The 23,868-nt window shown below is 68.5% G+C and carries 21 protein-coding genes; 13 read left to right on the top strand and 8 right to left on the bottom strand.

The features are described 5' to 3' along the window. Positions 1 to 2: 2 nt before the first annotated feature. Both J2W23_RS28360 and J2W23_RS28355 read right to left on the bottom strand, forming a co-directional pair. Complete coding sequence (locus J2W23_RS28360) at positions 3 to 3,083, bottom strand: MexW/MexI family multidrug efflux RND transporter permease subunit (protein WP_307651129.1); 3,081 nt, start codon at positions 3,081 to 3,083, stop codon at positions 3 to 5. Then, the gene (locus tag J2W23_RS28355; RefSeq protein WP_307651128.1) at positions 3,080 to 4,186 is read right to left on the bottom strand and encodes an efflux RND transporter periplasmic adaptor subunit; all 1,107 of its coding nucleotides are present in this window, start codon (positions 4,184 to 4,186) and stop codon (positions 3,080 to 3,082) included. The genes J2W23_RS28360 and J2W23_RS28355 overlap by 4 nt, the downstream gene beginning before the upstream one ends. A gap of 288 nt (positions 4,187 to 4,474) precedes the next feature. Between J2W23_RS28355 and J2W23_RS28350 the strand changes: the two genes are divergently transcribed. The 9 genes from J2W23_RS28350 (at position 4,475) to kdpE (ending at position 13,268) form a co-directional block, all read left to right on the top strand. Next, the gene (locus tag J2W23_RS28350; protein WP_307651127.1) at positions 4,475 to 4,597 is read left to right on the top strand and encodes a hypothetical protein; all 123 of its coding nucleotides are present in this window, start codon (positions 4,475 to 4,477) and stop codon (positions 4,595 to 4,597) included. Continuing rightward, entirely contained in the window at positions 4,594 to 4,692 is a 99-nt protein-coding gene (kdpF, locus tag J2W23_RS28345) for a K(+)-transporting ATPase subunit F (protein WP_019657711.1), read from the top strand. The genes J2W23_RS28350 and kdpF overlap by 4 nt, the downstream gene beginning before the upstream one ends. Position 4,693: 1 nt before the next feature. After that, the gene (gene kdpA / locus J2W23_RS28340) at positions 4,694 to 6,502 is read left to right on the top strand and encodes a potassium-transporting ATPase subunit KdpA (protein WP_307651126.1); all 1,809 of its coding nucleotides are present in this window, start codon (positions 4,694 to 4,696) and stop codon (positions 6,500 to 6,502) included. Between the two features lie 13 nt (positions 6,503 to 6,515). Beyond that, complete coding sequence (kdpB, locus tag J2W23_RS28335) at positions 6,516 to 8,615, top strand: potassium-transporting ATPase subunit KdpB (RefSeq protein ID WP_307651125.1); 2,100 nt, start codon at positions 6,516 to 6,518, stop codon at positions 8,613 to 8,615. 12 nt (positions 8,616 to 8,627) lie between these two features. Next, a complete protein-coding gene (gene kdpC / locus J2W23_RS28330) occupies positions 8,628 to 9,224 on the top strand; it encodes a potassium-transporting ATPase subunit KdpC (protein WP_307651124.1) in 597 nt (198 codons plus the stop codon). Positions 9,225 to 9,378: 154 nt separating this feature from the next. After that, a complete protein-coding gene (locus tag J2W23_RS28325; protein WP_307651123.1) occupies positions 9,379 to 9,681 on the top strand; it encodes a hypothetical protein in 303 nt (100 codons plus the stop codon). Further along, on the top strand, positions 9,671 to 9,805 hold the full coding sequence (locus J2W23_RS28320) for a hypothetical protein (protein ID WP_307651122.1): 135 nt from the start codon (positions 9,671 to 9,673) through the stop codon (positions 9,803 to 9,805). The genes J2W23_RS28325 and J2W23_RS28320 overlap by 11 nt, the downstream gene beginning before the upstream one ends. A 15-nt stretch (positions 9,806 to 9,820) precedes the next feature. Further along, positions 9,821 to 12,565, top strand: a complete 2,745-nt coding sequence (locus J2W23_RS28315; RefSeq protein ID WP_307651121.1) for a DUF4118 domain-containing protein — start codon at positions 9,821 to 9,823, stop codon at positions 12,563 to 12,565. Between the two features lie 4 nt (positions 12,566 to 12,569). Next, on the top strand, positions 12,570 to 13,268 hold the full coding sequence (kdpE, locus tag J2W23_RS28310; RefSeq protein WP_307651120.1) for a two-component system response regulator KdpE: 699 nt from the start codon (positions 12,570 to 12,572) through the stop codon (positions 13,266 to 13,268). Positions 13,269 to 13,292: 24 nt separating this feature from the next. Here kdpE and J2W23_RS28305 read toward each other — a convergent pair whose 3' ends face one another. From J2W23_RS28305 to J2W23_RS28280, 6 genes are all read right to left on the bottom strand, one after another. Then, positions 13,293 to 14,423, bottom strand: coding sequence for a zinc-binding dehydrogenase (locus tag J2W23_RS28305; protein WP_307651119.1), 1,131 nt, complete (start codon positions 14,421 to 14,423; stop codon positions 13,293 to 13,295). 90 nt (positions 14,424 to 14,513) lie between these two features. Beyond that, a complete protein-coding gene (locus J2W23_RS28300) occupies positions 14,514 to 15,056 on the bottom strand; it encodes a dual specificity protein phosphatase family protein (RefSeq protein ID WP_307651118.1) in 543 nt (180 codons plus the stop codon). Further along, a complete protein-coding gene (locus J2W23_RS28295) occupies positions 15,053 to 15,547 on the bottom strand; it encodes a hypothetical protein (protein ID WP_307651117.1) in 495 nt (164 codons plus the stop codon). Before J2W23_RS28295 ends, J2W23_RS28300 begins: the two co-directional genes overlap by 4 nt. Next, a complete protein-coding gene (locus J2W23_RS28290) occupies positions 15,544 to 16,698 on the bottom strand; it encodes an MGDG synthase family glycosyltransferase (protein ID WP_307651116.1) in 1,155 nt (384 codons plus the stop codon). The genes J2W23_RS28295 and J2W23_RS28290 overlap by 4 nt, the downstream gene beginning before the upstream one ends. 213 nt (positions 16,699 to 16,911) lie before the next feature. Beyond that, positions 16,912 to 18,366, bottom strand: coding sequence for a nicotinate phosphoribosyltransferase (locus J2W23_RS28285; RefSeq protein ID WP_307651115.1), 1,455 nt, complete (start codon positions 18,364 to 18,366; stop codon positions 16,912 to 16,914). A 65-nt stretch (positions 18,367 to 18,431) separates the two neighbouring features. Next, positions 18,432 to 19,502, bottom strand: a complete 1,071-nt coding sequence (locus J2W23_RS28280) for a bifunctional nicotinamide-nucleotide adenylyltransferase/Nudix hydroxylase (protein ID WP_307651114.1) — start codon at positions 19,500 to 19,502, stop codon at positions 18,432 to 18,434. An 82-nt stretch (positions 19,503 to 19,584) separates the two neighbouring features. Between J2W23_RS28280 and J2W23_RS28275 the strand changes: the two genes are divergently transcribed. The 4 genes from J2W23_RS28275 to J2W23_RS28260 all read left to right on the top strand — a co-directional run bounded on the left by J2W23_RS28275 (position 19,585) and on the right by J2W23_RS28260 (position 23,772). Continuing rightward, positions 19,585 to 20,418 (top strand): pseudouridine synthase, encoded by an 834-nt coding sequence (locus J2W23_RS28275; RefSeq protein WP_307651113.1) that lies wholly within the window; start codon positions 19,585 to 19,587, stop codon positions 20,416 to 20,418. Positions 20,419 to 20,431: 13 nt separating this feature from the next. Then, on the top strand, positions 20,432 to 21,535 hold the full coding sequence (locus J2W23_RS28270; protein ID WP_307651112.1) for a winged helix DNA-binding domain-containing protein: 1,104 nt from the start codon (positions 20,432 to 20,434) through the stop codon (positions 21,533 to 21,535). Between the two features lie 121 nt (positions 21,536 to 21,656). Beyond that, positions 21,657 to 22,313, top strand: a complete 657-nt coding sequence (locus J2W23_RS28265) for a response regulator (protein WP_176661794.1) — start codon at positions 21,657 to 21,659, stop codon at positions 22,311 to 22,313. A 52-nt stretch (positions 22,314 to 22,365) separates the two neighbouring features. Next, positions 22,366 to 23,772: a sensor histidine kinase gene (locus J2W23_RS28260; protein WP_307651111.1), complete on the top strand. Its 1,407-nt coding sequence runs from the start codon at positions 22,366 to 22,368 to the stop codon at positions 23,770 to 23,772. Positions 23,773 to 23,868: the final 96 nt, after the last annotated feature.

The following is a 23,868-nucleotide window of genomic DNA, read 5'->3' as shown; positions in this document are numbered from 1 at the left end:
GGTCATGCTCCTTCGACCAGCGCGTCGAGTTCGGCGGTGCGCTGCGAGCGGCCCACCGTGCGGTGGTCGCGCGCCAGCAGTGTGTACATCGTGGGCAGCACGAAGAGCGTGAAGAGCGTGCCCACCAGCATGCCCACCACGATCACCAGGCCGATGCTGAAGCGGCTGTTGGCCCCCGCGCCGCTCGCGAACAAGAGCGGCACCAGGCCCACCACCATCGCGGCGGTCGTCATCAGAATCGGGCGCAGCCGGATGCGCGCGGCCTGCTCGATGGCGGGGCGGCGTTCGAGGTTGTCGCGTGCCTGTATCTCGTTGGCGAACTCCACCATCAGGATGCCGTGCTTGCTGATGAGCCCGATGAGCGTCACCAGCCCGATCTGCGTGTAGATGTTGATGGTCGCGAAGCCCAGCGCCAGCGGCACCAGCGCGCCGCAGATCGACATCGGCACGCTGATCAGGATGATCAGCGGATCGCGCAGGCTCTCGTACTGCGCGGCCAGCACCAGGTAGATCACGATGATCGCGAACACGAAAGCCACGACCAGCGCCGAGCCCTCCTGCGTGAACTGGCGCGCATCCGATTGCCAGTCGTAGCTGAAGCCTGCGGGCAGCTTCTTGGCCTCTTCGCTCAGGAACGCCACCGCATCGCCCATCGTCACGCCCGGCATCGGGATCGCCTGGAAGGTCGCGGCATTGAGCTGGTTGAACTGCGTGAGCTTGTTGGGGCCGACGTTGGTGGAAAGCGTCACCAGGTTCGCGAGCGGCACGGGCTGGCCGCTCGCGCTCTTCACGAAGTAGCGCGCGAGGGATTCGGCCGTGAGCCGCTGGTCGCGCGGCGACTGCGGGATCACGTCGTACGAGCGCCCGTCCATGCCGAAGCGGTTGACGTAGTTCTCGCCCACCAGCACCGCGAGCGTGTCGCCGATGGCCTTCATCGTCACGCCCATGCTGTTGGCCTTGGCGCGGTCCACGCGCACCTCGGTCACCGGGTTGTTGAACTCCAGGTCGCTGTCGACCACGGCGAACTTGCCGCTCTCGCGCGCGGCGGTCTTGAGCGTTTCCATGGCTTCGAACACCGCGCGGTGGTCGCCGGCGCTGCGGATCACCATCTGCACCGGGAGCCCGCCGGTCGAGCCGGGGAGCGAAGGCAGCTGGAACGCGAAGATGTTGCTGCCTTCCACGTCGCCCATGCTCGCCTGCACCTCGCCCTGGATCTGGTCGGCGTTGCGCTTGCGGTCCTTCCAGTCCGAGAGCTGCACCCCACCGATGCTGTTCGACACGCCATCAGAGCCGTTGATGAGCCAGCGGCCGGTGTTCTCGGGGAGCGCGGCGAACACGTCGTCCCACTTCTTGCCGAACTTCTCGACGTAGTCGATGTTGGCGTGCTGCGGCGACTTGATGACGGTGAGCACCATCGCCTGGTCCTCGCCCGGTGCGAGCTCGCGCTGCGCCGCGTTGTAGAGAAAGGGCAGGCTCGCCAGCACCAGGGCCGCGAAGAGGCCCGTGACCCAGCGGTGGTGCAGCGACACGTCGAGCAGCCGGCCGTAGGCGGTGGCGAGCTTGTGGAAGAACGACTCCGCGTAGCGCGCCATGCGGCTGCCGGTGGCGTCCTGCGGCAGCAGGAAAGAACTCATCACCGGCGACAGCGTGAGCGCGATCACGCCCGAGACCACCACCGCGCCCGCGAGCGTGAAGGCGAACTCCTTGAAGAGCGAGCCGGTGAGCCCGCCCATGAGGCCGATGGGCGCGTACACCGCGGCGAGCGTGAGCGTCATCGCGATCACCGGGCCCGCCACTTCGCGCGCGCCGATCAATGCGGCCTGCACGCGCGACTTGCCTTCCTCGATGTGGCGGTGCACGTTCTCCACCACCACGATGGCGTCGTCCACCACCAGGCCGATGGCCAGCACCATCGCCAGCAGCGTGAGCAGGTTGATGCTGAAGCCGAACAGCAGCATCAGCGCCGCCGCACCCAGCATCGACAAGGGAATCGTCACCACCGGAATCAGCACCGCGCGCACCGACCCCAGGCACAGGAAGATCACCAGCACCACGATCGCGATGGCTTCGAGCAACGTCTTCTGCACCTCGTCGATCGAGGCCTCGATGAAGCGCGCGAGCTCGAAGGGCAGTTGCACCTCCACGCCCGGCGGCATGTTCTGCTTGATGCCGGGCAACAGGTCGCGGATGCGCTTGACGATCACCAGCGGGTTGCCGTTGGGCGCCGCCTGCAGGCCGAGGTAGATGGCCTTGTCGCCGTCCATCGTCGCGCTGCTGTCGGCGCTGGCTGCGCCGAGCTCGACCGTGGCCACGTCGCCGAGGCGCACGATGGCGTCGCCCTCGCGCTTGATGACCATGTCGCGGAACTCGGCCACGTTCACCAGGTCGGTGTTCACGCGGATGTTCGACACCACGAACAGGCCCTTCACCTGGCCGGGCGCGGCCTGCACGTTGTTCTGCCGCAAGGCGTCGGCCAGCTCGCCGGCCGAGATGCCGCGCGCGGCCATGCGGTTGGCGTCCAGCCACACGCGCATCGCGAGCGTTTGCCCGCCCGAGACCTCGACGCCCGAGACGCCGGGGATCGATGCGAACTGCGGTTGCACCACGCGCGAGAGGTAGTCGGTGAGGGCAGGCACCGGCATCGTCTTGCTCGAGAAACCGACGTACGCCACCGCGGTGGCTTCGCCCGACGACTTCAGGATGACCGGATCGAAAGCCTCGGCCGGCAGCCGGTACTTGACCTGGCTCACCTGCGCCATCGCCTGCGTGAGCGCCTGGTTGGCATCGGCGTTGAGCTTCATGCGCACGCTGATCACGCTGCGCCCGAGCGTGGAAGACGACGAGAGGTAGTCGACGTTCTCGATGGTCGCCACCGCCTGCGCGATCGGCTGCGTGACGAAGCCCTGCATCAGTTCCGGCGAGGCGCCGGGGTACTGCGTGGTGATGGTGAGCGTGGTGCTCTCTGTGAGCGGGTACTGGCGCACCGGCAGGTCGCCCAGAGCGCGGGCGCCGAGCAGCAGGATCAGCGTGCTCACCACCAGCGCCAGCACGGGCCGGCGCACGAAGAGGTCGGTGAACTTCATGATGGTTTGCGCTCCGCGAGGGCGAGCGTGTCCTTCTCGGCCGGTGCGACGGCGGCGCCGGTGTACAGGCGCAACTGGCCCGAGGTGACGACCTTCTCGCCGGACTTGAGGCCCTCTTCGATGACGACCAGGCCGTCCTGCCTGTCGCCCGCTTTCACGAACACCTGGTGCGCCGTGAAGCCATCGCCCTTTTCGGCGGGGCGCACCACGAAGACCGAGTCGCCGTGCGTGCTGTAGGTGATGGCGGTTTCCGGCACGGTGATCGCGTCGGTGCGCGATGGCAGCGCGACCTTGCCGTTGACGTACATGCCCGGCGTGAGCGCGCCGTCGGCGTTGTCCACCGTGGCCTGCAGCCGCACGGTGCGCGTGTCGCTGCCGATCTGCGGCTCGATGGCGCTCAGCCTGCCCTGGAAGACGCGGCCCGGATACGCATCGACCGCGAGCGACACCACCTGGTTGCGCTTGAGCGCCGGCAGCGCGGTCTCGGGCAGCGTGAGGTTCGCGAACAGCGTGCGACCGTCGGTGAGCGACACCAGCGTGTCGCCGGCCCGCACGAACTGGCCGAGGTTCACCTTGCGGATGCCCAGCACGCCGTCGAACGGCGCCTTGATGCGCTTTTGCTCGACCAGCGCCTGCACCCGCCGCAGTTCGCCGTTGGCCTGGTCGAAGCCGGCCTGCGCCTGATCCATCTGCTCCTGCGTGGCGGCCTGCTGCGGCAGCAGGCGGCGCGTGCGGTCGAGCAGGGCCTTGGCGTTGGCGCGCTGGGCGGTCAGGCGCTCCAGGTCGCCTTGCTCGGGCGCGTCGTTGAGTTGGACCAGCAACTGGCCGGCGCGCACTTCGGCGCCCGGCGTGAAGAGGATCTTCGCGACGCGCCCCTCCACTTCGGCCGGCACCTCGACCTGCCGGTTGGCCTCCAGCGTGCCGATGCCGCTGAGGAAACGCGCCATCTCCGTTGGCCGCGCGGCCGCTACCGCCACCTTGGCCGGCGGCATGCCGCCGCCCTGTGCATGCGCCGGTTTCAGCTTGACGAGCCCGTAGCCCGCCGCTCCCACCACCAGTACCGCGAGGCCGGCGACCAGCCAGGCCCTTGATCGTGTGTTCATGATCTCGATCCGTTATTTATCAAAGTTAGTGCTTTGATTATTGAATGCCGTCGAAGGCGCTGTCGAGCAAGACGGCGCAATGACCCCGATAGGGCCGGGCTATCCGCGGGTTCTGCGGCCCGGCGCCTGTCCTGAAGACGTGCGGGCCAGCGGCTTTGTGACAGCCGGGCCTTGGAAAAAGGGGCGCGTTTTTACGCTTTCTTTATGCGGCCCCGCCGACTCTGTTCCCCGTTTTTACGGACGCCTGCCGAGACTGGTGCCCTTGTGTTTCGCTCCAGGAGCAATTGAATGGACATCGTCTGGATGGGCGCCTTGCTGGCGCTGTGGGTCGTGGTAGCGGCCATGGTCGTCGGGCTGAACAGGCTCGAGGGACCGAACCCGCCGAAAACCGGCAACGGAGAAGCATCGTGATCAGCCTCGAAGTCCTTTACGGATTCGGCGCGCTCATCGCCGTCGTCCTCTTCGCCTATCTCGTCTTCGCGCTGATCTGCGCCGAGGAATTCTGAAATGACCGCGTCCGCCTGGGGCCTGCTGGCCCTCTTTCTCGCCGCACTCGCCGTGCTGGCCTGGCCCGTCGGCAAATTCCTCGCCGCGCTGTGCAACGAGCGCGTGCCGCGCTGGATGCAGCGCGTCGAAGCGCCGCTCTACAAGCTTGCGGGCACCGCCCCCGAGCGCTCGATGAACTGGCGCACCTATGCGCTGGCGCTGCTGGCCTTCAACCTCGTGGGCGCCGTCGTCGTCTACGGGCTGCAGCGCCTGCAGGGCGTGCTGCCGCTGAACCCGGCCGGCATGGGCGCGGTGTCGGCCGACTCGGCCTTCAATACCGCGGTGAGCTTCGTCGCCAACACCAACTGGCAGGGCTACGCCGGTGAATCGACCATGAGCTATCTCACGCAGATGCTCGGCCTCACGGTGCAGAACTTCTTTTCCGCCGCCACCGGTATCGCGGTGGCCTTCGCACTGGTGCGCGGCTTTGCGCGCCGGGGCGATGGCGCGGGGAGCAAGGGCCTGGTCGGCAACTTCTGGGCCGACATCACCCGCGTCACGCTGTGGGTGCTGGTGCCGCTGTCGTTCGTGCTCGCGGTCTTCTTCGTGGGCCAGGGCGTGATCCAGAACTTCGATGCCTACAAGACCGTGGACACGGTCGAGACCACCGCCTTCCAGCAGCCCAAGACCGGTGCGGACGGCCAGGCGCTCAAGGATGAAAAGGGCGCCCCGGTGATGGAAGACGCCACCACCAGGACGCAGACGCTCGCCATGGGCCCGGTCGCCTCGCAGGAAGCCATCAAGATGCTCGGCACCAACGGTGGCGGCTTCTTCAACGCCAACTCGGCGCACCCGTACGAGAACCCGACCGCGCTCTCCAACCTGCTGCAGATGATCGCGATCTTCCTGATCCCGGCGGCGCTGTGCTTCACCTTCGGCCATGTGGTGGGCGACATGCGCCAGGGCTGGGCCGTGCTCGCGGCGATGACGGTGATGTTCGTCGTCGCGGTGATGGTGGTCACGCCCGCCGAGCAGGCCGGCAACCCGCTGTTCTCATCGCTCGGCGTCGACCAGATGTCCAGCGCCTTGCAGGCCGGCGGCAACATGGAAGGCAAGGAAGTGCGCTTCGGCATCGACGCCTCGGCCCTCTTCGCCGCCGTGACCACGGCTGCCTCGTGCGGCGCCGTGAACGCGATGCACGACTCGCTCACCCCGCTCGGCGGCATGGTGCCCATGGTGCTCATGCAGCTCGGCGAAGTGGTGTTCGGCGGCGTCGGCAGCGGCCTCTACGGCATGCTGATCTTCGCGATGCTCGCGGTGTTCATCGCGGGTCTCATGATCGGCCGCACGCCCGAGTACCTGGGCAAGAAGATCGAGGTGCGCGAGATGAAGCTCATCTCCATCGCCATCCTGGTCACGCCCATCCTGGTGCTGGCCGGCACCGCGGTGGCTGTGATCGCGGGTGCCGGCAAGGCCGGCATCGCGAACCCGGGCGCGCACGGGTTCTCGGAAATCCTTTACGCACTGACCTCCGCCGCCAACAACAACGGCAGCGCCTTTGCCGGCCTCTCGGCCAACACGCCCTTCTACAACGGCCTGCTCGGGCTGGCCATGTGGCTCGGCCGCTTCGCGATGATCGTGCCGGTGCTGGCCATTGCCGGTTCGCTGGCCGCCAAGAAGCGCCTGCCCGTCACCAGCGGCACGCTGCCCACGCACGGCCCGCTGTTCGTCTCTCTGTTGATCGGCACCGTGCTGCTGGTCGGCTTGCTCAACTACGTGCCGGCGCTGGCCCTGGGCCCGATCGTCGAACACCTCGTGCTCTGGAAATAAGAAGGAGCGCACCATGACTGCCAACACCAAAACCTCTCTCTCGCTGTTCGATGCAGCGCTGGTCAAGCCCGCCCTCCGGGGCGCCTTCGCCAAGCTGAACCCGCGCACCCAGTGGCGCAACCCGGTGATGTTCATCGTCTACATCGGGAGCATCCTCACCAGCCTGCTCTGGGTGCATGCGCTGAGCTTCCCGGGCGACACCGGCATGAAGCCCGCCTTCGTGCTCGCCGTGACCATCTGGCTGTGGTTCACCGTGCTGTTCGCGAACTTCGCCGAAGCGCTGGCCGAAGGCCGCAGCAAGGCGCAGGCCGCTTCGCTGCGGGGCCTGCGCAAGGACACCTGGGCCAAGAAGCTGACCGAGCCGCACCACGGCGGCCAGTGGCTGCCCGAACAGGCGCCCAACCTGCGCAAGGGCGACGTCGTGCTGGTCGAGACCGGCGACGTGATCCCGCTCGACGGCGAAGTCATCGAAGGCGTGGCCTCGGTCGACGAAAGCGCCATCACCGGCGAATCGGCCCCTGTGGTGCGCGAATCGGGCGGCGATTTCTCGGCCGTGACCGGCGGCACCCGCGTGCTGTCCGACTGGCTGGTGGTGCGCATCTCGGTGAACCCGGGCGAGTCGTTCCTGGACCGCATGATCGGCATGGTCGAAGCGGCCAAGCGCCAGAAGACGCCCAACGAGATCGCGCTCACCATCCTTCTGGTCGCGCTCACCATCGTGTTCCTGATGGTCACCGTCACGCTGCTGCCGTTCTCGGTGTTCAGCGTGGAGGCCGCCGGCGCGGGCACCGTGGTGTCGCTCACCGCACTGGTCGCGCTGCTCGTGTGCCTGATCCCGACCACCATCGGCGGCCTGCTCTCGGCCGTCGGCGTGGCCGGCATGAGCCGCATGATGCAGGCCAACGTGATCGCCACTTCGGGCCGCGCGGTCGAAGCGGCCGGCGACGTCGATGTGCTGCTGCTCGACAAGACCGGCACCATCACGCACGGCAACCGCCAGGCCAGCGCCTTCCTGCCCGCGCCCGGCGTGCCCAAGGGCCGGCTCGCGCGCGCTGCGATGCTCGCCTCGATGGCGGACGAAACGCCGGAAGGCCGCAGCATCGTCGAGCTCGCGCGCCGCGACGGGCTGGAAGCCACTTCGGTCGAAGGCGCACGCTTCGTGCCCTTCACCGCACAGACCCGCATGAGCGGCGTCGACCTGCCGGCCGCCCCCAACAGCCTGGACACCGACGCCGTGCTGCTGCGCAAGGGCGCGGTCGATGCGATCCGCCGGCATGTCGAATCGATGGGCGGCAGCGTGCCCGCCGAGATGCTGCGCGCCGCCGAGGAAACCGCCCGCCGCGGCAGCACGCCGCTGGCCGTGGCCGAAGGCAACCGCGTGCTCGGCGTGGTCGAGTTGAAGGACATCGTCAAGACCGGCATCAAGGACCGCTTCGCCGAGCTGCGCCGCATGGGCATCAAGACGGTGATGATCACCGGCGACAACAAGCTCACCGCCGCGGCCATCGCCGCCGAAGCGGGCGTGGATGACTTCCTCGCCGAGGCCACGCCCGAGGACAAGCTCGCGCTCATCCGCCGCTACCAGCTCGAAGGCCGCCTGGTCGCGATGACCGGCGACGGCACCAACGACGCGCCCGCGCTCGCGCAGGCCGACGTGGCGGTGGCCATGGGCAGCGGCACGCAGGCCGCGAAGGAGGCCGGCAACATGGTCGACCTCGACTCCAACCCGACCAAGCTGCTCGAGGTGGTGGAGACCGGCAAGGCGCTGCTCATGACGCGCGGCTCGCTCACCACCTTCTCGATCGCCAACGACGTGGCGAAGTACTTCGCGATCATTCCCGCGATCTTCGTCTCGACGTACCCGCAGCTGGGCGCGCTCAACGTGATGCGCCTGGCGAGCCCGTCGTCGGCCATTCTTTCTGCGGTGATCTTCAACGCGCTCGTCATCGTGTTCTTGATCCCGCTCGCGCTCAAGGGCGTGCGCTACCGGCCGGTGGGCGCTGCCGCGCTGCTGCGCCGCAACCTCGCCATCTATGGCCTGGGCGGCTTGCTCGTCCCTTTCATCGGCATCAAGTTGATCGACTGGCTGCTCGTCGCAGTCCACCTGGTCTGAGGAGCATTTCTCATGAACAAGAACAGCAGCATTCTTCGCCCCGCCATCGTGCTCTTCGCACTGCTGAGCGCACTCACCGGGCTCATCTATCCGATGGCCGTCACCGGCGCCGCGAAGGCGGTGTTTCCGAAAGAGGCGGCCGGCAGCCTGATCGTGCTGGACGGCACGACCGTCGGCTCGAGACTCATCGGCCAGAACTTCAGCGACCCGAAGCATTTCTGGGGTCGCCCGTCGGCCACCGCGCCGCAGCCCTACAACGCGAGCGCTTCGGGCGGCGCGAACCAGGGCCCGCTCAACCCGGCGCTGACCGATGCCATCAAGGCGCGCGTCGAGGCCCTCCGCACCGCGGACCCTGGCAACACTGCGCCGGTGCCGGTCGACCTCGTCACGGCTTCGGCCAGCGGGCTCGACCCGGACATCAGCCCCGCCGCCGCGCACTACCAGGCGGCCCGCGTCGCACGCGTGCGCGGGGTGCCGGTCGAACAGATCAACGCGCTGATCGAGAAGCACACCCAGGGCGCGCTCTGGGGGCTGCTCGGCGAAGCGCGCGTCAACGTTCTCGCACTGAATCTCGCGCTCGATGCATCAACTTCTTCGGCTGCGCGTTGAGGAGAAAACCATGGCTTACGCCGCTTATCGTGAACACCCCGGCATAGAACGACCTGCCCCCCGGCTTGCCACTTCGTGTGCTTCGCCACCCCCCAAGGGGGAGGCCCGGCCGCCTTGGGGCGGCCCGGCGGTGGCCGGCCGAACGCACGCTCCCATGACCGCCACGAGCCCGTTCTACGTGCTCGACGTCACCGTCTGCTGCGCCGACGCACTGCGCGTGCGCCGCAGCATCGCGGGCTGCCCCGACGCGGGCGTGGTCCGCTGCGAGCCGCTGCTGCACGCCCTCTGCTCGCAGGAAAGCGATGCACCCTGCGTGCGGCTGATGATCCGTCTGCCCATCGCCAGCTACGCCGAGGTGCTGCACCGCCTGATCGAGTGCGTGCCCTCGGGCGAGATCGGCCGGCTCGTGAGCTGGCGCGAGCACCTGGTGCGCTGCGGTCTGCGCGATGGTCACTGACCTCTTTCACGCGCTGCTGGCGCTTGCGGCGCTGTTCGTGCCGCTGGGCTTTGCCTGGTGGGTGCTCTCGCGCACCGTGCGGCGGCACGAGGCCAAACGCCGCAAGGGCGGCCCGATGCGATAACCTGCGCAGCCGTCCATGCCCGACACCCGCCCCGACCCCGATGCCCTGATTGCGCAGCTGCGCAACGACGAGGCACGTGCGTTGCGCGGCAAGCTGCGCATCTACTTCGGCGCCAGCGCCGGCGTCGGCAAGACCTGGGCGATGCTGAGCGCCGCCCAGCGCGAGCGCACCGCGGGGCGCGACGTGCTCATCGGCGTGGTCGAGACGCACGGCCGCAGCGAAACCGCCGCGCTGCTCGCGGGGCTCGACACGCTTCCGCTGCGCGAGCTGGCCTACCGCGGCCGCACCCTCGCCGAGTTCGACCTCGATGCCGCCCTCGCGCGTAAGCCCGCCGTGCTGCTGGTCGACGAACTGGCCCACACCAACGCGCCGGGTTCGCGCCACGCCAAGCGCTGGCAGGACGTGCAGGAGCTGCTGGCCGCGGGCATCGAGGTGTGGTCGGCGCTCAACGTGCAGCACCTCGAGAGCCTGAACGGCACCGTCGGCGCCATCACCGGCGTGCGGGTGCACGAGACGGTGCCCGACACCGTGCTCGACGAGGCCGACGAGGTGGTGCTGGTCGACGTCACGCCCGACGAACTCACCGCGCGGCTCGCCGCCGGCAAGGTGTACCTGCCGCAGCAGGCCGAGCGCGCTGCGCAGAACTTCTTTCGCAAGGGCAACCTGATCGCGCTGCGCGAGATTGCGCTGCGCCGCACGGCCGAGCATGTGGAAGACGACGTGCGCGGCTGGCGGGTCGAGCAATCGGGCGCCGCCGGCAACGGCCAAGGCGGCGCACTGCAGGCCTGGAACACCTCGGGCGCGATCCTCGCCTGCGTCGGTCCGCACGAAGGCGCGGCACAGACGGTGCGCACCGCGGCGCGGCTCGCGGGCCAGCTCAACGTGCGCTGGCATGCGGTCTATGTCGAGACGCCCCGGCTGCAGCGCCTGGCCGCCGAGGAGCGCGACCGCATCCTCGCGGTGCTCAAGCTGGCCGAGGAACTGGGCGCGGCCACCGCGGTGCTCACCGGTTCCGACGTGGCCGAGCAACTGTCCGAGCAGGCCCGCCGGCTCAACTGCGCGACGCTGGTGATGGGGCGTTCGGAGCCGGCGAGCGGGTGGCGCCGCTGGTGGCCAGCTGCAGCGGTTCCGTTGCCGCGCGCATTGGCGCAGCGCGCGCCCGCGCTCGACATCCTGGAAGTCGGCCGCGCCGACAGCACGCGCCGGCTGTCGCGCACGCCGCTGAACACCCCGCGCGCCGACGACGACGATCATGAGAAGGCGCCCATCCACTGGCCCGGCTACGCCTGGGCGACGGCCACCAGCGTGGCGCTCACGCTGGTCTGCACGCCGCTGACCGGCGTGCTCGAGCTCTCGAACATCGTGATGCTGTTCCTGCTCGGCGTGGTCGGCGTCGCGATGCGCTTCGGCCGCGGGCCTTCGGCGCTGGCGGCGCTGCTCAACGTTGCGGCGTTCGACTATTTCTTCGTGCCGCCGCGCCTGTCGTTCGCGGTGAGCGACGTGCAGTACGTGCTGACCTTCGCGATCATGCTGGGCGTCGGTCTGCTGGTGGGGCAGCTCACCGCGGGGCTGCGCTTTGCGGCCGGCGTATCGACCAGCCGCGAGCGGCGCGCCCGCTCATTGTTCGAGCTCACGCGCGAGCTTTCGGCCGCGCTGGAGAGCACGCAGGTCGTCACGCTCGGCGCTGCCGCGGTGCAGGGCCATTTCGGCGGCCATGCGCTGGTGCTGGTGACCGACGCGGCCGACCAGCTCGTGCTGCCGAAGGAGCCTCCGGAAGGCTTCGACGCGCAGGTGGCCGACTGGGCCTTCCGCCACGGCCAGCCCGCGGGCCTTGCGACCGCCACGTTGGCTGCACAGCCGTGGCACTACGTGCCGCTGCAGGCGCCGATGCGGGTGCGTGGCGTGCTGGCACTGTCGCCGTCGCAGCCGCGCTGGCTGCTGATCCCGGAGCAGGCGCAGCAGCTCGACACGCTGGCGCGGCAGATCGCGATCGCGCTGGAGCGCGTGCATTACGTCGAGGTGGCGCAGCAGGCCGTGGTCGAGATGGAATCGGAGCGGCTGCGCAACGCGCTGCTCGGCGCCATCTCGCACGACGTGCGCACGCCGCTCACCGCGTTGATCGCGCTGGCCGAATCGCTGCAGACGCTGCCGCCCGAGGAGCACGGCAAAGCGGCGCGCGCCATCGTCGCGCAGGCGCACGAGCTGCATGCGCTGGTCAACAACCTGCTCGACATGGCGCGGCTCGAAAGCGGCATCGCGGGCGGTGCGGTGAACCTGCGGCGCGACTGGCAATCGGTGGAAGAGGTGGTGGGGTCGTCGATCCGCGCGGCAAGCACCTCGCTGGGCGACACCGTCGTGCAAACCGCGCTCGATGCGGACCTGCCGCTCGTCGAGTTCGATGCGGTGCTGATCGAGCGCGTGCTCGTCAACCTGCTGGAGAACGCCACCAAGTACGGCGCGCCACCCATCGTGGTGGGCGCGCGCGCCGAGCCCGGCACGCTGGTGCTCACCGTGCGCGACCACGGCCCCGGCCTGCCCGCCGCGCTGCTGGGCCGGGAACAGAAGCTGTTCGACAAGTTCACCCGCGGCGAGGCCGAGTCGGCCACGCCGGGCGTCGGGCTGGGTCTTGCGATCTGCCGGGCGGTGGTGAGTGCGCACGGCGGCGAAATCACCGCTGCCAATGCGCGCGACGGCGGTGCAGAATTCACCGTCACCCTGCCACGCCGCGAGCCGCCCGAACCGGCCGAAGCCCAACTCTGAAGCCATGCCATCCCCCACCGCCATCGTGATCGAGGACGAGCCGCAGATCCGCCGCTTCGTGCGCGGCGCGCTCGAGGCCGAAGGCTGGCTGGTGCACGAGGCCGGCACGCTGCGGGACGGCCTCGCCGCCGCGGGCACGCGGCAACCGGATCTGCTCGTGCTCGACCTGGGGTTACCGGATGGCGACGGCGTCTCGTTGATCCGCGATGTGCGCGGCTGGTCGGCGGTGCTGATCATCGTGCTGTCCGCCCGCACCGACGAGGCCGACAAGATCGCCGCACTCGATGCCGGCGCCGACGATTACCTCACCAAGCCCTTCGGCACCGGCGAGCTGCTGGCCCGCGTACGCGCCAACCTGCGCCGCCCGCGCGCGGCCGGCGGCGGCAATGACGAGCCCGCCGAAGCCGTCTTCCGGTTCGGCGAGATCGAACTCGACCGCGCCGCCCGCATCGTGCGCCGTGCCGGCGCCGAGGTGCACCTGACACCGACCGAGTACCGGCTGCTCTCCGTGCTGGTCGCGAATGCAGGCCGCGTGCTTACGCAGCGGCAACTGCTGCGCGAGGTGTGGGGGCCGTCGCACACGGACCAGAGCCACTACCTGCGGATCTACATGGGGCATCTGCGGCAGAAGCTGGAAGCCGATCCGGCGCAGCCTCGGCATCTGCTGACCGAGACGGCGGTGGGGTATCGGTTGGTGGTCTAGACGGGGACCAACCCACTCGGGAGATCAGGCTGCAATGCCCTTGTTGGGATTGAGCAGAAACTTCTCCCCCGTCGCCTGCTTCCCATACACCCCGATCGCATCGAGCTGCAGCGCTTCGAACAGCGAAATCTCCCGCGTGTACTTGCTCGCAAACGTCGTCTTCAATTCAGCGACCACGCGCGCCTTCAACCGCTGCGTACCTTCCGCCCCCAGCTTCTGCAGGAACGGAAACAGCAGCCATCCGCCCATGCTCCACGCCATGCCGAAGTTGCGCACGAACTCGGTCGGGCTGCGGTCCAGGCCGCCGTAGATGTAGACCTGCTTGTGCGTGGTCGATCCGTACCGGCTGTATTCCTTGGCCGTGCGGTTCAGCGCCGCTTCCATGCAGCCGAGGATCTGGCCCGCGAGCTTGCCGCCGCCCGTCGCGTCGAAGGCGAGCGTGGCGCCGGTGTCGACCAGCGCCTGCGTCAGGTCTTCGAGAAAGGTCGGCGAGCTTGCATTGCACACGTACTTCGCGCCGATGCCGCGCAGCAGCGCTTCCTGCTCGGGCTTGCGCACGATGTTGACGAGGTCGATGCCGTCCTTCTGGCAGATCTTGTTGAGCATCTGCCCGAGGTTGGAGGCGGCCGCCGTGTGCACCAGCGCCTTGTGGCCCTCGCGCCGCATCGTCTCGACCATGCCCAGCGACGTGAGCGGGTTGACGAAGCATGAAGCGCCTTCGGCCGGTGTCGTGCCCGCGGGCAGTTCGAGGCAATCCGCGGCGCGGAAGGCGCGGTACTGCGAGTACATCGCGCCGCCGATGGCCGCCACGGTCTTGCCGAGCAACGCCTGCGCGGCCGGCGAGGCGCCGGCCTTGACCACCACGCCTGCGCCTTCGTTGCCCACCGGCATCGACTGGTCCAGGCGCCCTGCCATCGAAGGCCGTGCGCGCTCGGGAACGATGGCGGTGACGACCGGGCGGTCGGCGGTGCCCGATGCCTTCGCGGTGGTCATGTCGGCCGCGCCGAAAAGGAGGCCCAGGTCCGACGGGTTCATCGGCGACGCTTCGACGCGCACGATCACCTCGTCATCCTTGGGTTCGGGCATCGGTTCGTCGTGCAGCGAGAGTTCGAGTTCGCCACTCGAGCGGATGAGGGAGCGCAGTTGGAGTGCCATGGAAGAAGCCCCTGTGAAAGGTCGTTCGGAGATGGCCATCGGCCACGGGGCGGCCAGTATAGGAGTGGGTATCGAAATCTGCAGGCGCCTTCAGGACACCACCGGAATCACCGGGGCATGGGCCAGCGCGCGGCGCATCTTCAGCGGATCGAGCCGCTCGATGTAGCGCGGGATGTTGCGCCACAGCGTGTGATAGCCGTAGCCGCCGCGCAGCATCTCGTGGCGCGCGCTCTCCTTGTCCCAGTCCTGCACCGCCATGCGGTAGACGGCGGCCACCACGCCCGTGCGGTCGGCGCCGTGCATGCAGTGGATCAGCACCGGTCCCTGCTTCTCGGCCTCGCGGATCGCGACCAGCGCGCGCAGCACCTTCGCATCGTCGATGGACCAGGTGTTGATCGGCACCCGCACCAGCCGGATGCCGCTGCCCGCGAACACTTTCTTGTCATCGTTGAACGACCGCAGGCTCACGATGGTGCGGATGCCCAGCGACTGCAGCGCCGCCACGTTCGCGCGCCGCGGCTGCGCGCTGCGGTAGAGCGTGGGCGTGATGCGGTGCAGGTTCTCGACATGCAGTGCCTCGAGCGGATCGGCCCAGTGGCCGGGGCGCGGGTCGTCGAGCTTCGTTGCCGTCATCGCGCGCGCCGGCGCCAATGGCGCACCGTGAGGATCAGTGCTGCCACCGCGAGCCCGCCCCAGTAGTCGACCGGTGCGCCCCACAACCAGTGCTTGTGCCAGAACGCATCGACCGGGTTGAAGCGCGCCCAGCCGAAGGCCGGGTTGATCATGAACCACAGGAAGTCTTCGCAGACCCAGAACACGATCAGTCCCGCGACCGCGAGCCCCACGTTGCGCCAGGTCCACCGGCCGTTGAACGCCAGCGGCGAGAAGAACACCAGCGCCATGAAGGTGAACACCCAGGCGTGGTAGCCAGTCATCGCGCGGCCGCCCCAGAAGATGTCGAGCCAGATGCTGTTCTCGATGCGCCAGGTGGGCAGCGAAGTGGCCCAGCCCGCGCCGCCTTCGATCTGGATCTCTGCATTCGCGAAGAAGAAGGCCATGACGACCACCCATAAAAGGTAGCCCAGCGTGCGGCCCACGCCGGTCTTTTCGATCTCGCCGCTCACGCCAGGGCACCCAGCACGTGCTGCAGCACGGCCCGCGCCGCTTGCGGCTTTCCGAGTGCGCGGCTGCGCGCGGCCATGTTCGCGAGTTTTGCCGGGTCGGCCATCAGGCGCGCGACTTTGTAGTCCAGGCCGATGGCGTCGTAGGCGAGCCAGGCGGCGCCTTCTTCCATCAGGAAACCGGCGTTGTGTTCTTCCTGTCCGGGAATCGGCGAGATCAGCAGCATCGGCTTGCCGAGTGCGAGGCACTCGGACACCGTGAGGCCGCCGGGCTTGGTGACGACGAGGTCGGCCGCGGCCATCAGCTTGTGCATTTCGTTGGTGAAGCCCACGGGCACCACGCGGCCCGGATGACGCACCGCGAGCGCCTGCAGCTTGCCATGCGCCTCCACGTTGCGGCCCGCGACCGCGATCACCTGGAAGTTGCCCTGTTTTCCGTCATGCCCGCCGAGGCCGAGCACGCGCTCGACCATGCTCGGCAGATCGCCCACGCCGGCACCGCCCGAGGCCATCAGCAACACGGGCCGCGATGGATCGAGCCCCAGTTCTGCGGCGCAGGTGTTGCGTGCGAGCGCCGGCACGTCGGGCTCGGAAAACGCCGGCATCACCGGAATGCCCGTCACGTGGATGCGGTCCGCGGGAATGCCGCGTGCGCGCAGGCGAAAGGCGACTTCTTCCGTCGCGGCCAGGTAGCCGGCCATGCCCGGCACCAGCCACATGTTGTGCAGGTCGTAGTCGGTGATCTGCAGCCACACGGGGTACTCGATGCGCCCACGGTTGCGCTCGCGCATCAAGAGCTCGGCCGGCAGGAAGTGCGTGCAGATCACCGCATCGGGCTTCTCGCGCCGGATCTCGCGCACCAGCGCGCCGGTGCTCAGCCGCTCGATGCCGCGGCGCAGGCGCTGCGAGGGCGCATGGTGCGGCGTGGTGTCGGTGCGCTGGTGCAGGTACGACCACAGCTCGGGTGCGCGGTTCACGAGCTGGATGTACCAGTCGGTGTAGACCTTGCGAAAGCCTCCGGCCACGTGGGCCATGGCGTCGGTGTGGACCGCCGTGCAGGGCGGGGCGAGGGACTGGGCGGTGGCGGCAAGCGCCTGTGCTGCACGCACATGGCCGTTGCCGGCGCTCACGCTGAGGATCAGGAGTTTGGTCATGGGTTCGGCGGTCTGCGCGGATTATGGACATGCTGTGTGGCACTGCCCTTGGCCGGTTGTTCAGGCCTGCGATCACCAGCAGCGCGCCCAAGTGCGCAGGGCATCGGGTGCTCCCCGCAGCGAAATCAAGGAGGAGGGGCGAAGCCCCGGGGGACATTCGCGGAGGGGAGTACCCGGTGGCCTGTGCACACGCCCTGAACAAGGATCACCGCATCAAAGCGGCGCCCGCGAAGTGACGAACTGATTCACCCCGACAGCCGCCCGCTCGCGGATCGCATCGAACGTGGTGCTCGTAACGATGCGCCCGTTCTCGAACACCGTCTGCAGCAGATCGACCTGGCCATCCGAAAGCGTTTCCTCGCGCACCGTCTGCACTTCACCGCGTGCATTCCGAGTCAGCGCGAGCCGCCCCTTCTTCGACGCCTTGCTCACATCGCCCACCGGCGACTTGTAGACATCGCGCCACTCGCCGTTCACCTGCATCGCCGAGCACTTCATCGCCCATTGCATGGTGTCGCGGTTGACCTGCTGCAGCAACCCGCCGCCCATGCCGAAGGAGATGTTCTCCGTCGAGAAGCCGTTGTGGAAGAAGTTCGAGAGACACAACCGCAACGAGTCGAGGTTCACGCCATCGCCCTGGATGATCCGCACGTTGTTCAACACGCGGAATCCCTTGGCATTGGTCGTGGTGCCGAAGCGATCGGCCAGGATCTGCGCCACCTTGAGCGTGGTCTCGGCCGGGTCGCCCGAGTCGGGCCGCACCACCAGCGTCGCGCCCGAGGCCACCACCTTCGCCTTGAGCTCGTCGCCCCAGATGCGCGCGCAGGCATTGAAGATGTCGTAACTGTCGCTCACCACCGCGAAGGTCGCGCCGGGCTTGCCGAACTGGTCGACCATGTTGCTGTACGCATCGGATTCATGGTCGCGGCCCCAGCCCGTGATGGTGCTGTGCTCGGCCGCGGGAATCGAGAAGCCCGCCACGTCGCAGTCGTAGTAGCGGCGCGCCGCCACCAATGCGGCCAAGGTGTCGGTGCCCATGAAGTTGACCAGATGCGCCATGCCGCCGAGCGCCGCCGATTCGAGGCTGGACACGCCGCGCGCACCGAAGTCGTGAAGCCTGAAGGCGATCTGGCCCTGAGGGTCGTCGCAGGTCGCTTCGAGGTAGCGCAGCAGCGTCGTGCGCGCAGCCGCAGAGAGCGTGGCCACCGTGGTTGGGTACCAGATCGCGCGCAGCAATTCGGTTTCGAGAAAGCTCGTGACCCAGAAAAATTCAGGGTCCGTGTTCTCGATGGTGGCCAGCACGTTGTGCACCGGCAGCACACTGCCCTCGGGCACCGCGCGAATGCGCACCGGCATCAGCCCGCCGTGCTTCTCGATCAGCCGCAGCCATCCTTCGCGGTTGAAGGGCTCGCCGTGCACGGCCATCAGCGCGGCGGCTTCGTCGACATCGGCGAGCGTTACCGGCGTCTGCAGGTACTCGCGCAGATAGGCCTGCAGGCCGAAGAAGAGGGAGTGGCTGAAGATGCCGCCGCGCGACTCGATGTAGCTGTAGACCGTCTGCGTGCCCGGCGGATATTGCATCCAGTGCGACACCTTGTAGGAGTCGGTGCGCAGCAGCAGGTTGTTGCCCAAAGGAGAGCGGAGGGATGATGTGAGGTTGCGGTTCATGTGAAAGCTCCTTTCACGTGGGCCCCGTCAACCGGAGCCCGTTCTTGCTGACAAAGCCTGGTCGTTCAGTTCTTGCCCAGGCCACCCAAAAAATGATTTGCGATGAAGTAGTGGTCTTCGTAGATGCGGTCCTGCATGCCGAGGAACTCGGCGATCGGTACCCAGCGCACTTCGGCCGCATCGTCGTCGGCACGCACGTCCGACAGGCCCGTCCACTGGTTGTGCGCCAGCTCGAAGAAGAAGCCGTGCGTGATCGTGCGGCCGCGCTGCGAGCGGTCGGGCGCATCGAACACATGGCTGGCCTTCATGCTGCCGTTGAGCACGGGCACGGGCACCTTGAGCCGGGTTTCTTCCTTCAGCTCGCGGATGGCGGCTTCCTGCAGCCGCTCGTGCTGGCCGACGAAGCCGCCCGGCAGCGCCCACGTGCCCCTGCCCGGATGAAACTTGCGCTGCACCAGCAGGATGTGGCCGGCCTCGACCACGATCGCATCGACCGTGGTGTAGATCGGCGGAAAGTCGCTGCCCGCGTAGCGGTACTTGTCGCGGTAGTCGACGAGGAAGGCGCGCTCTTCGCAGAGCTCGGCGTAGTCGGCGGTGTGCGTGAACTTGTCGAGAAAGGCCGCGGTGCCATCGGGCAGGTCGGCCGGTGCGAGCTGGCCGCGGTTCTCGGGGTCGAAGTAGAGGCTGCGCACGTCGGTGGCGTTGAGGCTCTCCACGCTGTGCTGGCCGACGAACTCCCAGTGCGGAAAAAGCTTGAGGTAGTAGCTCGAGGCGTCCTTCAAGTGGCCCACCAGTGCGACCTTGGCCTCGGCGGGTGCGTGGCCGTCCTGCTGGATCAGCCGGTCGACGGCCGACTGGATCGATGCGATCCAGATCTGGTCGTTGTAGGGCGAGTCGCCCACGCCGACGACGCTCACGCGCATCTGCTCGGTGCCGCGCAGACAGGCGCGCACCATGCGTTCGCGTTCGTCGAAGGTGAAGGGGTTCTTGACGCTGCGGGGCTTGCGGTCGGAGCCGACCACCACGATGACCCGGTCGGCGGCGCGAAGGCCTTCTTCGATGAGTCGCTGGTGACCGAAATGAACGGGCTGGAAACGCCCGATGACGATGGCGTAGTGGTACTTGCGTGTGCTCACTTGGGAATCCCCCAAAATTGGCGCAATCAACTTGCGCTTGCGTTCAGGATAGCATCGGTGCCGCCCATTGATCAAGCCTCTGATGACCGAGCCCTCCACCTCCCCCAACGCCCCCGTGCGCCTGAACAAGCGCATGGCCGAACTCAAGATGTGCTCGCGCCGCGAGGCCGACGAGTGGATCGCCAATGGCTGGGTGAAGGTGAACGGCAAGCCGGCCGAGATGGGCGTGAAGGTCACGCCGTCGGACCGCATCGAGATCGACAAGGCCGCCAAGGGCCAGCAGGCGAACCAGGTCACCATCCTCATCAACAAGCCCATCGGCTACGTGAGCGGGCAGGCCGAAGACGGCCATGAGCCGGCGGTCACGCTGTTCACGCCGCAGAACCGCTGGGCGGACGACAACGCGCGCTTCTTCTTCAGCCCCCAGCAGTTGCGCGGCCTCGCGCCGTGCGGTCGGCTCGACATCGATTCCATCGGCCTCCTGGTGATGACGCAGGACGGCCGCATCGCGCGCCAGCTGATCGGCGAAGACTCGGTGATGGAGAAGGAGTACCTCGTGCGCGTGGCCTACCACGGCCTGGGCCAGCCCGCGCCCACGGGTCAGCTCATCCGCATGGACGACGACGATCCCGTCACGCAGAACGTGCAGGCGGTCTTTCCGCCGGCGATGCTCGCGAAGCTGCGGCACGGCCTGAGCCTGGACGGCCAGGCGCTCAAGCCGGCGCGGGTCGAATGGCAGAACCCCGAGCAGCTGCGCTTCGTGCTCACCGAAGGCAAGAAGCGCCAGATCCGCCGCATGTGCGAGCTGGTGGGCCTGAAGGTGGTGGGCCTCAAGCGCGTGCGCATCGGCAAGGTGATGCTCGGCAACCTGCCCGTGGGGCAGTGGCGCTACCTCGGGCCGCACGAGAAGTTCTGAGCGTTCGCAGACCATGGCCGTGGTGCTGAGCCAGCGCGCGCTGAACCGGGCCACGCTGGCGCGGCAGATGCTGCTGGAGCGGCGCAAGGCGACGGTCGTGCAGGCCATCGAAAAACTGGGCGGCCTTCAGGCGCAGGCGCCGAACCCGCCTTACTTCGGCCTGTGGAGCCGGCTCGAAGGCTTTCGCCGCGAGCAACTCACCGACGCGCTGAAGAAGCGCCGCGTCGTGCGCATGTCGACGTTGCGCGCGACCCTGCACCTGATGACCGCATCGGACGCGCTGGCATGGCGTCCGTTGCTCGAGGCCGTGCATCAGCGGGGACTGTCGGGCGAACATTCGCGGGCGCTCGAAGGCATCGACCGTGCCGCCGTGGTGACGGCCGGGCAGGCGCTGCTCGGCGAAGGCCCGCTCACCGGCACCGAACTCGGGCAAGGGCTCGCGGTGCGTTGGAAAGACCGGGCGCCCGCTTCGCTTGCCGCGCTCATCCGCAACAACGTGCCGCTGGTGCACCTGCCGCCCGCGGGCAGCTGGAACTCGCACCAGAACGCACGGCTGCAGCCCATCGGACAGTGGCTCGGCGAATCCGCCGCCGATGTTCCAGCCGCCACGCAGGACGACCTGCTGCTGCGCTACCTGGCCGCCTTCGGCCCCGCCACGCTCGCCGACGCTGGCGCGTGGTCGGGCCTCACCGGCTGGAAGGCCGTGGCCGAGCGCCTGCGACCGCAACTGCGGGCGTTCACCGGCGAACAGGGCCAGGAATTGTTCGACCTGCCGCGCGCGCCGCGTCCCGACCCTGACACGCCCGCGCCGCCGCGCCTGGTCGCGGAATGGGACAACCTGCTGCTCTCTCACGCGGACCGCAGCCGCGTGCTGAGCGAGTCGCACCGCGCCCGCGTGTTCACCGTCAACGGCATCGTGCGCGGCACGGTGCTGCTCGACGGCTTCGTGGCGGGTACCTGGAAGATCGAGCGGGCGAAGAACGCGGCCACGGTGGTGCTGGAACCCTTCACGCGGTGGTCCAGGCCCGACCGGCTGGGCGTAGCGGAAGAGGCCATGAGCCTGCTGGCCTTCGCCGCCGAGGACGAGCAGGAGCGGCACGACGTCCGCGTGCTGTGACCCTTGCGCCCGCACGGCGCCTAAGCGCCGCCTAAGACTTCGCCCCTACGCTGCGCCGCGGCGCAGGGCACTACCGATCATCCCGATCACGTGCTACCTTGCGGCCCAAGGAGTCGCCGCAATGCGCGTGCTTTTGGTGGAAGACGACGAAATGATCGGGCGCAGCCTGAAACAGGCGCTCGAGGGCGCGGGCTGGTCCGCCGACTGGGTGCGCGACGGCGAGCTCGCGCAGAGCGCCTTGGGCGACGGCGGCTACACCTGCGTGCTGCTTGACCTGGGACTGCCCAAGCAGGACGGCACCGACGTGCTGCGGCGCGCACGCGAACGCGGCGATGCGACGCCGGTGCTGGTGCTCACCGCACGCGACGGCCTGGACGACCGCATCAACAGCCTGGACCTCGGCGCGGACGACTACCTGCTCAAGCCTTTCGAATTTCGCGAGCTGCTCGCACGCATGCGGGCCATCGTGCGGCGCCGCGACGGCGCGGCGCATTCGCTGGTCGGCAGCGGCGCGTTGCAGCTCGACCTCACGACGCGCGAAGTGCTGGTGAACGGCGCGCGCGAGGCGCTCACGGCGCGCGAGTTCGCGCTCTTGCATGCGCTGCTCGAACGGCCGGGCGCCATCCTGTCCCGCGAGCAACTGGAGAACCGCATCTACGGCTGGGGCGAGGAAGTGACGAGCAACGCCATCGACGTGCTGATCCACGGCATGCGCCGCAAGCTCGGCGCGGAGTCGATCCGCAACGTGCGAGGGCTCGGGTGGCGCGTGGCGGCATGAGCCGCTGGGCCGTCCCAAGGCGAATACCGCAGCTGCAGGCGGAGGCCACTCAATGAACACCACCACGGCGGCGACGACTCCGCCCGCCGAACCGATCGCGCGCAAGGCATTGCGGCGTCCGAGTTCGGTGCGCACGCAGTTGCTGCTCTGGCTCATCACGCTGCATCTCGCGGCGGCGGTGCTCACGGGCTGGTTCACTTTCGTCGCCTACGGCCACCTGGTGCACAACGCGCTCGACGACCAGATGCGGTTGGTGGCCGAGTCCTATGGGGGGGGCGATCCGCAGAAGACGCCGCAGCCGCTCGGTACCGGCGACATCTTCGAGCACGGCGCCATCGTCGTGCAGATCTGGAACGCCGACGGCACGCTGCGCGCCACGTCGTGGCCCTTGCTGCCGGTGGGGCTGCAGCCCCGGCCCGGTTTCAGCGATGTGGATCTGGGCACGCGGTCGCGCGCGAACTGGCGCGCCTACACCGCCCTGCCCGGCACCCGCGCCGACCAGCCCCGCGTGCAGGTGCTGCAGAACGAGGACTATCGCAAGCGCCGCGTGCTCAAGCGCGCGCTGCTCGAAGGCCTGCCGATCGCGGTGCTGCTGCCGCTGACGCTGCTGATCCTCTGGCTCATCGTGTCGGCGGCCTCGCGCTCGCTGCGTGCGGTGGCGCGCGACGTGGCTTCGCAGGACGAGCGCAGCCCCACCGAGCTGTCGCTCGCGCGCGTGCCGGACGAGATCGCGCCGCTGGTGAGCGCGTTCAACAGCCTGCTGGCGCGCATGCGCAACGCGTTCGCGACGCAGCGTCGTTTCGTGCAGGACGCGGCGCACGAGCTGCGCACGCCCATGGCCGCCATCGGCCTGCAGATCGAGAACCTGCGCGCGCATGTGCCGGCCGGCGAAGCCACCGACCGCTTCAACCAGCTCGAAGCGGGTGTCACGCGCGCGCAGCACCTCATCGAGCAGCTGCTGAGCCTCTCGCGGCAGGACGCGCCGCAGCGTGCCATGGCGCGCGAGGCCATCGACATCGAGGTGCTGCTGCGCGAAAGCGTGAGCCAGCTGATGGTGCTGGCCGATGCGCGGCGCGTGGACGTGGGCTTCGAAGGCAGCATCACGCCGGTGGTGTCCGCGCCCGCGGCCGAGTTGCGCAGCGTGTTCGACAACCTGATCGACAACGCGCTGCGCTATGCGCCCGAGGGTGGCGTGGTCGATGTGCGGCTGCATGAGGTCCAGGGCCACGCGGTGGTCGATGTGCTGGACAACGGGGCGGGCATTCCGGAGAGCGCCATGGGGCGCGTGTTCGATCGCTTCTTTCGCGTGCCGGGCGCAGCGGCCGGCGGCAGCGGGCTCGGGCTGGCGATTGCGCGAACCGCTGCCGAGCGCAATGGCATGCGCATCGAATTGCGCAACCGCGACGACGGCCCGGGGCTCATGGCACGCGTGCATCTGCCGCCATCGACTCTTGCGTAGGGTGAACAGGCCCTAAGCCGCCGCTAACTCTTCGCTCACTCCCATCTCAGTCGGGCTGCCTAGAGTGCGTTCAGGTCCTGCCACGCGCAGTTCGCG

Source organism: Variovorax boronicumulans (assembly GCF_030812215.1).
Taxonomy (GTDB): Bacteria; Pseudomonadota; Gammaproteobacteria; order Burkholderiales; family Burkholderiaceae_C; genus Variovorax; species Variovorax boronicumulans_C.
Note: the sequence above shows the minus strand (reverse complement) of the source record. Positions and strands in the feature narration are given on the sequence as shown.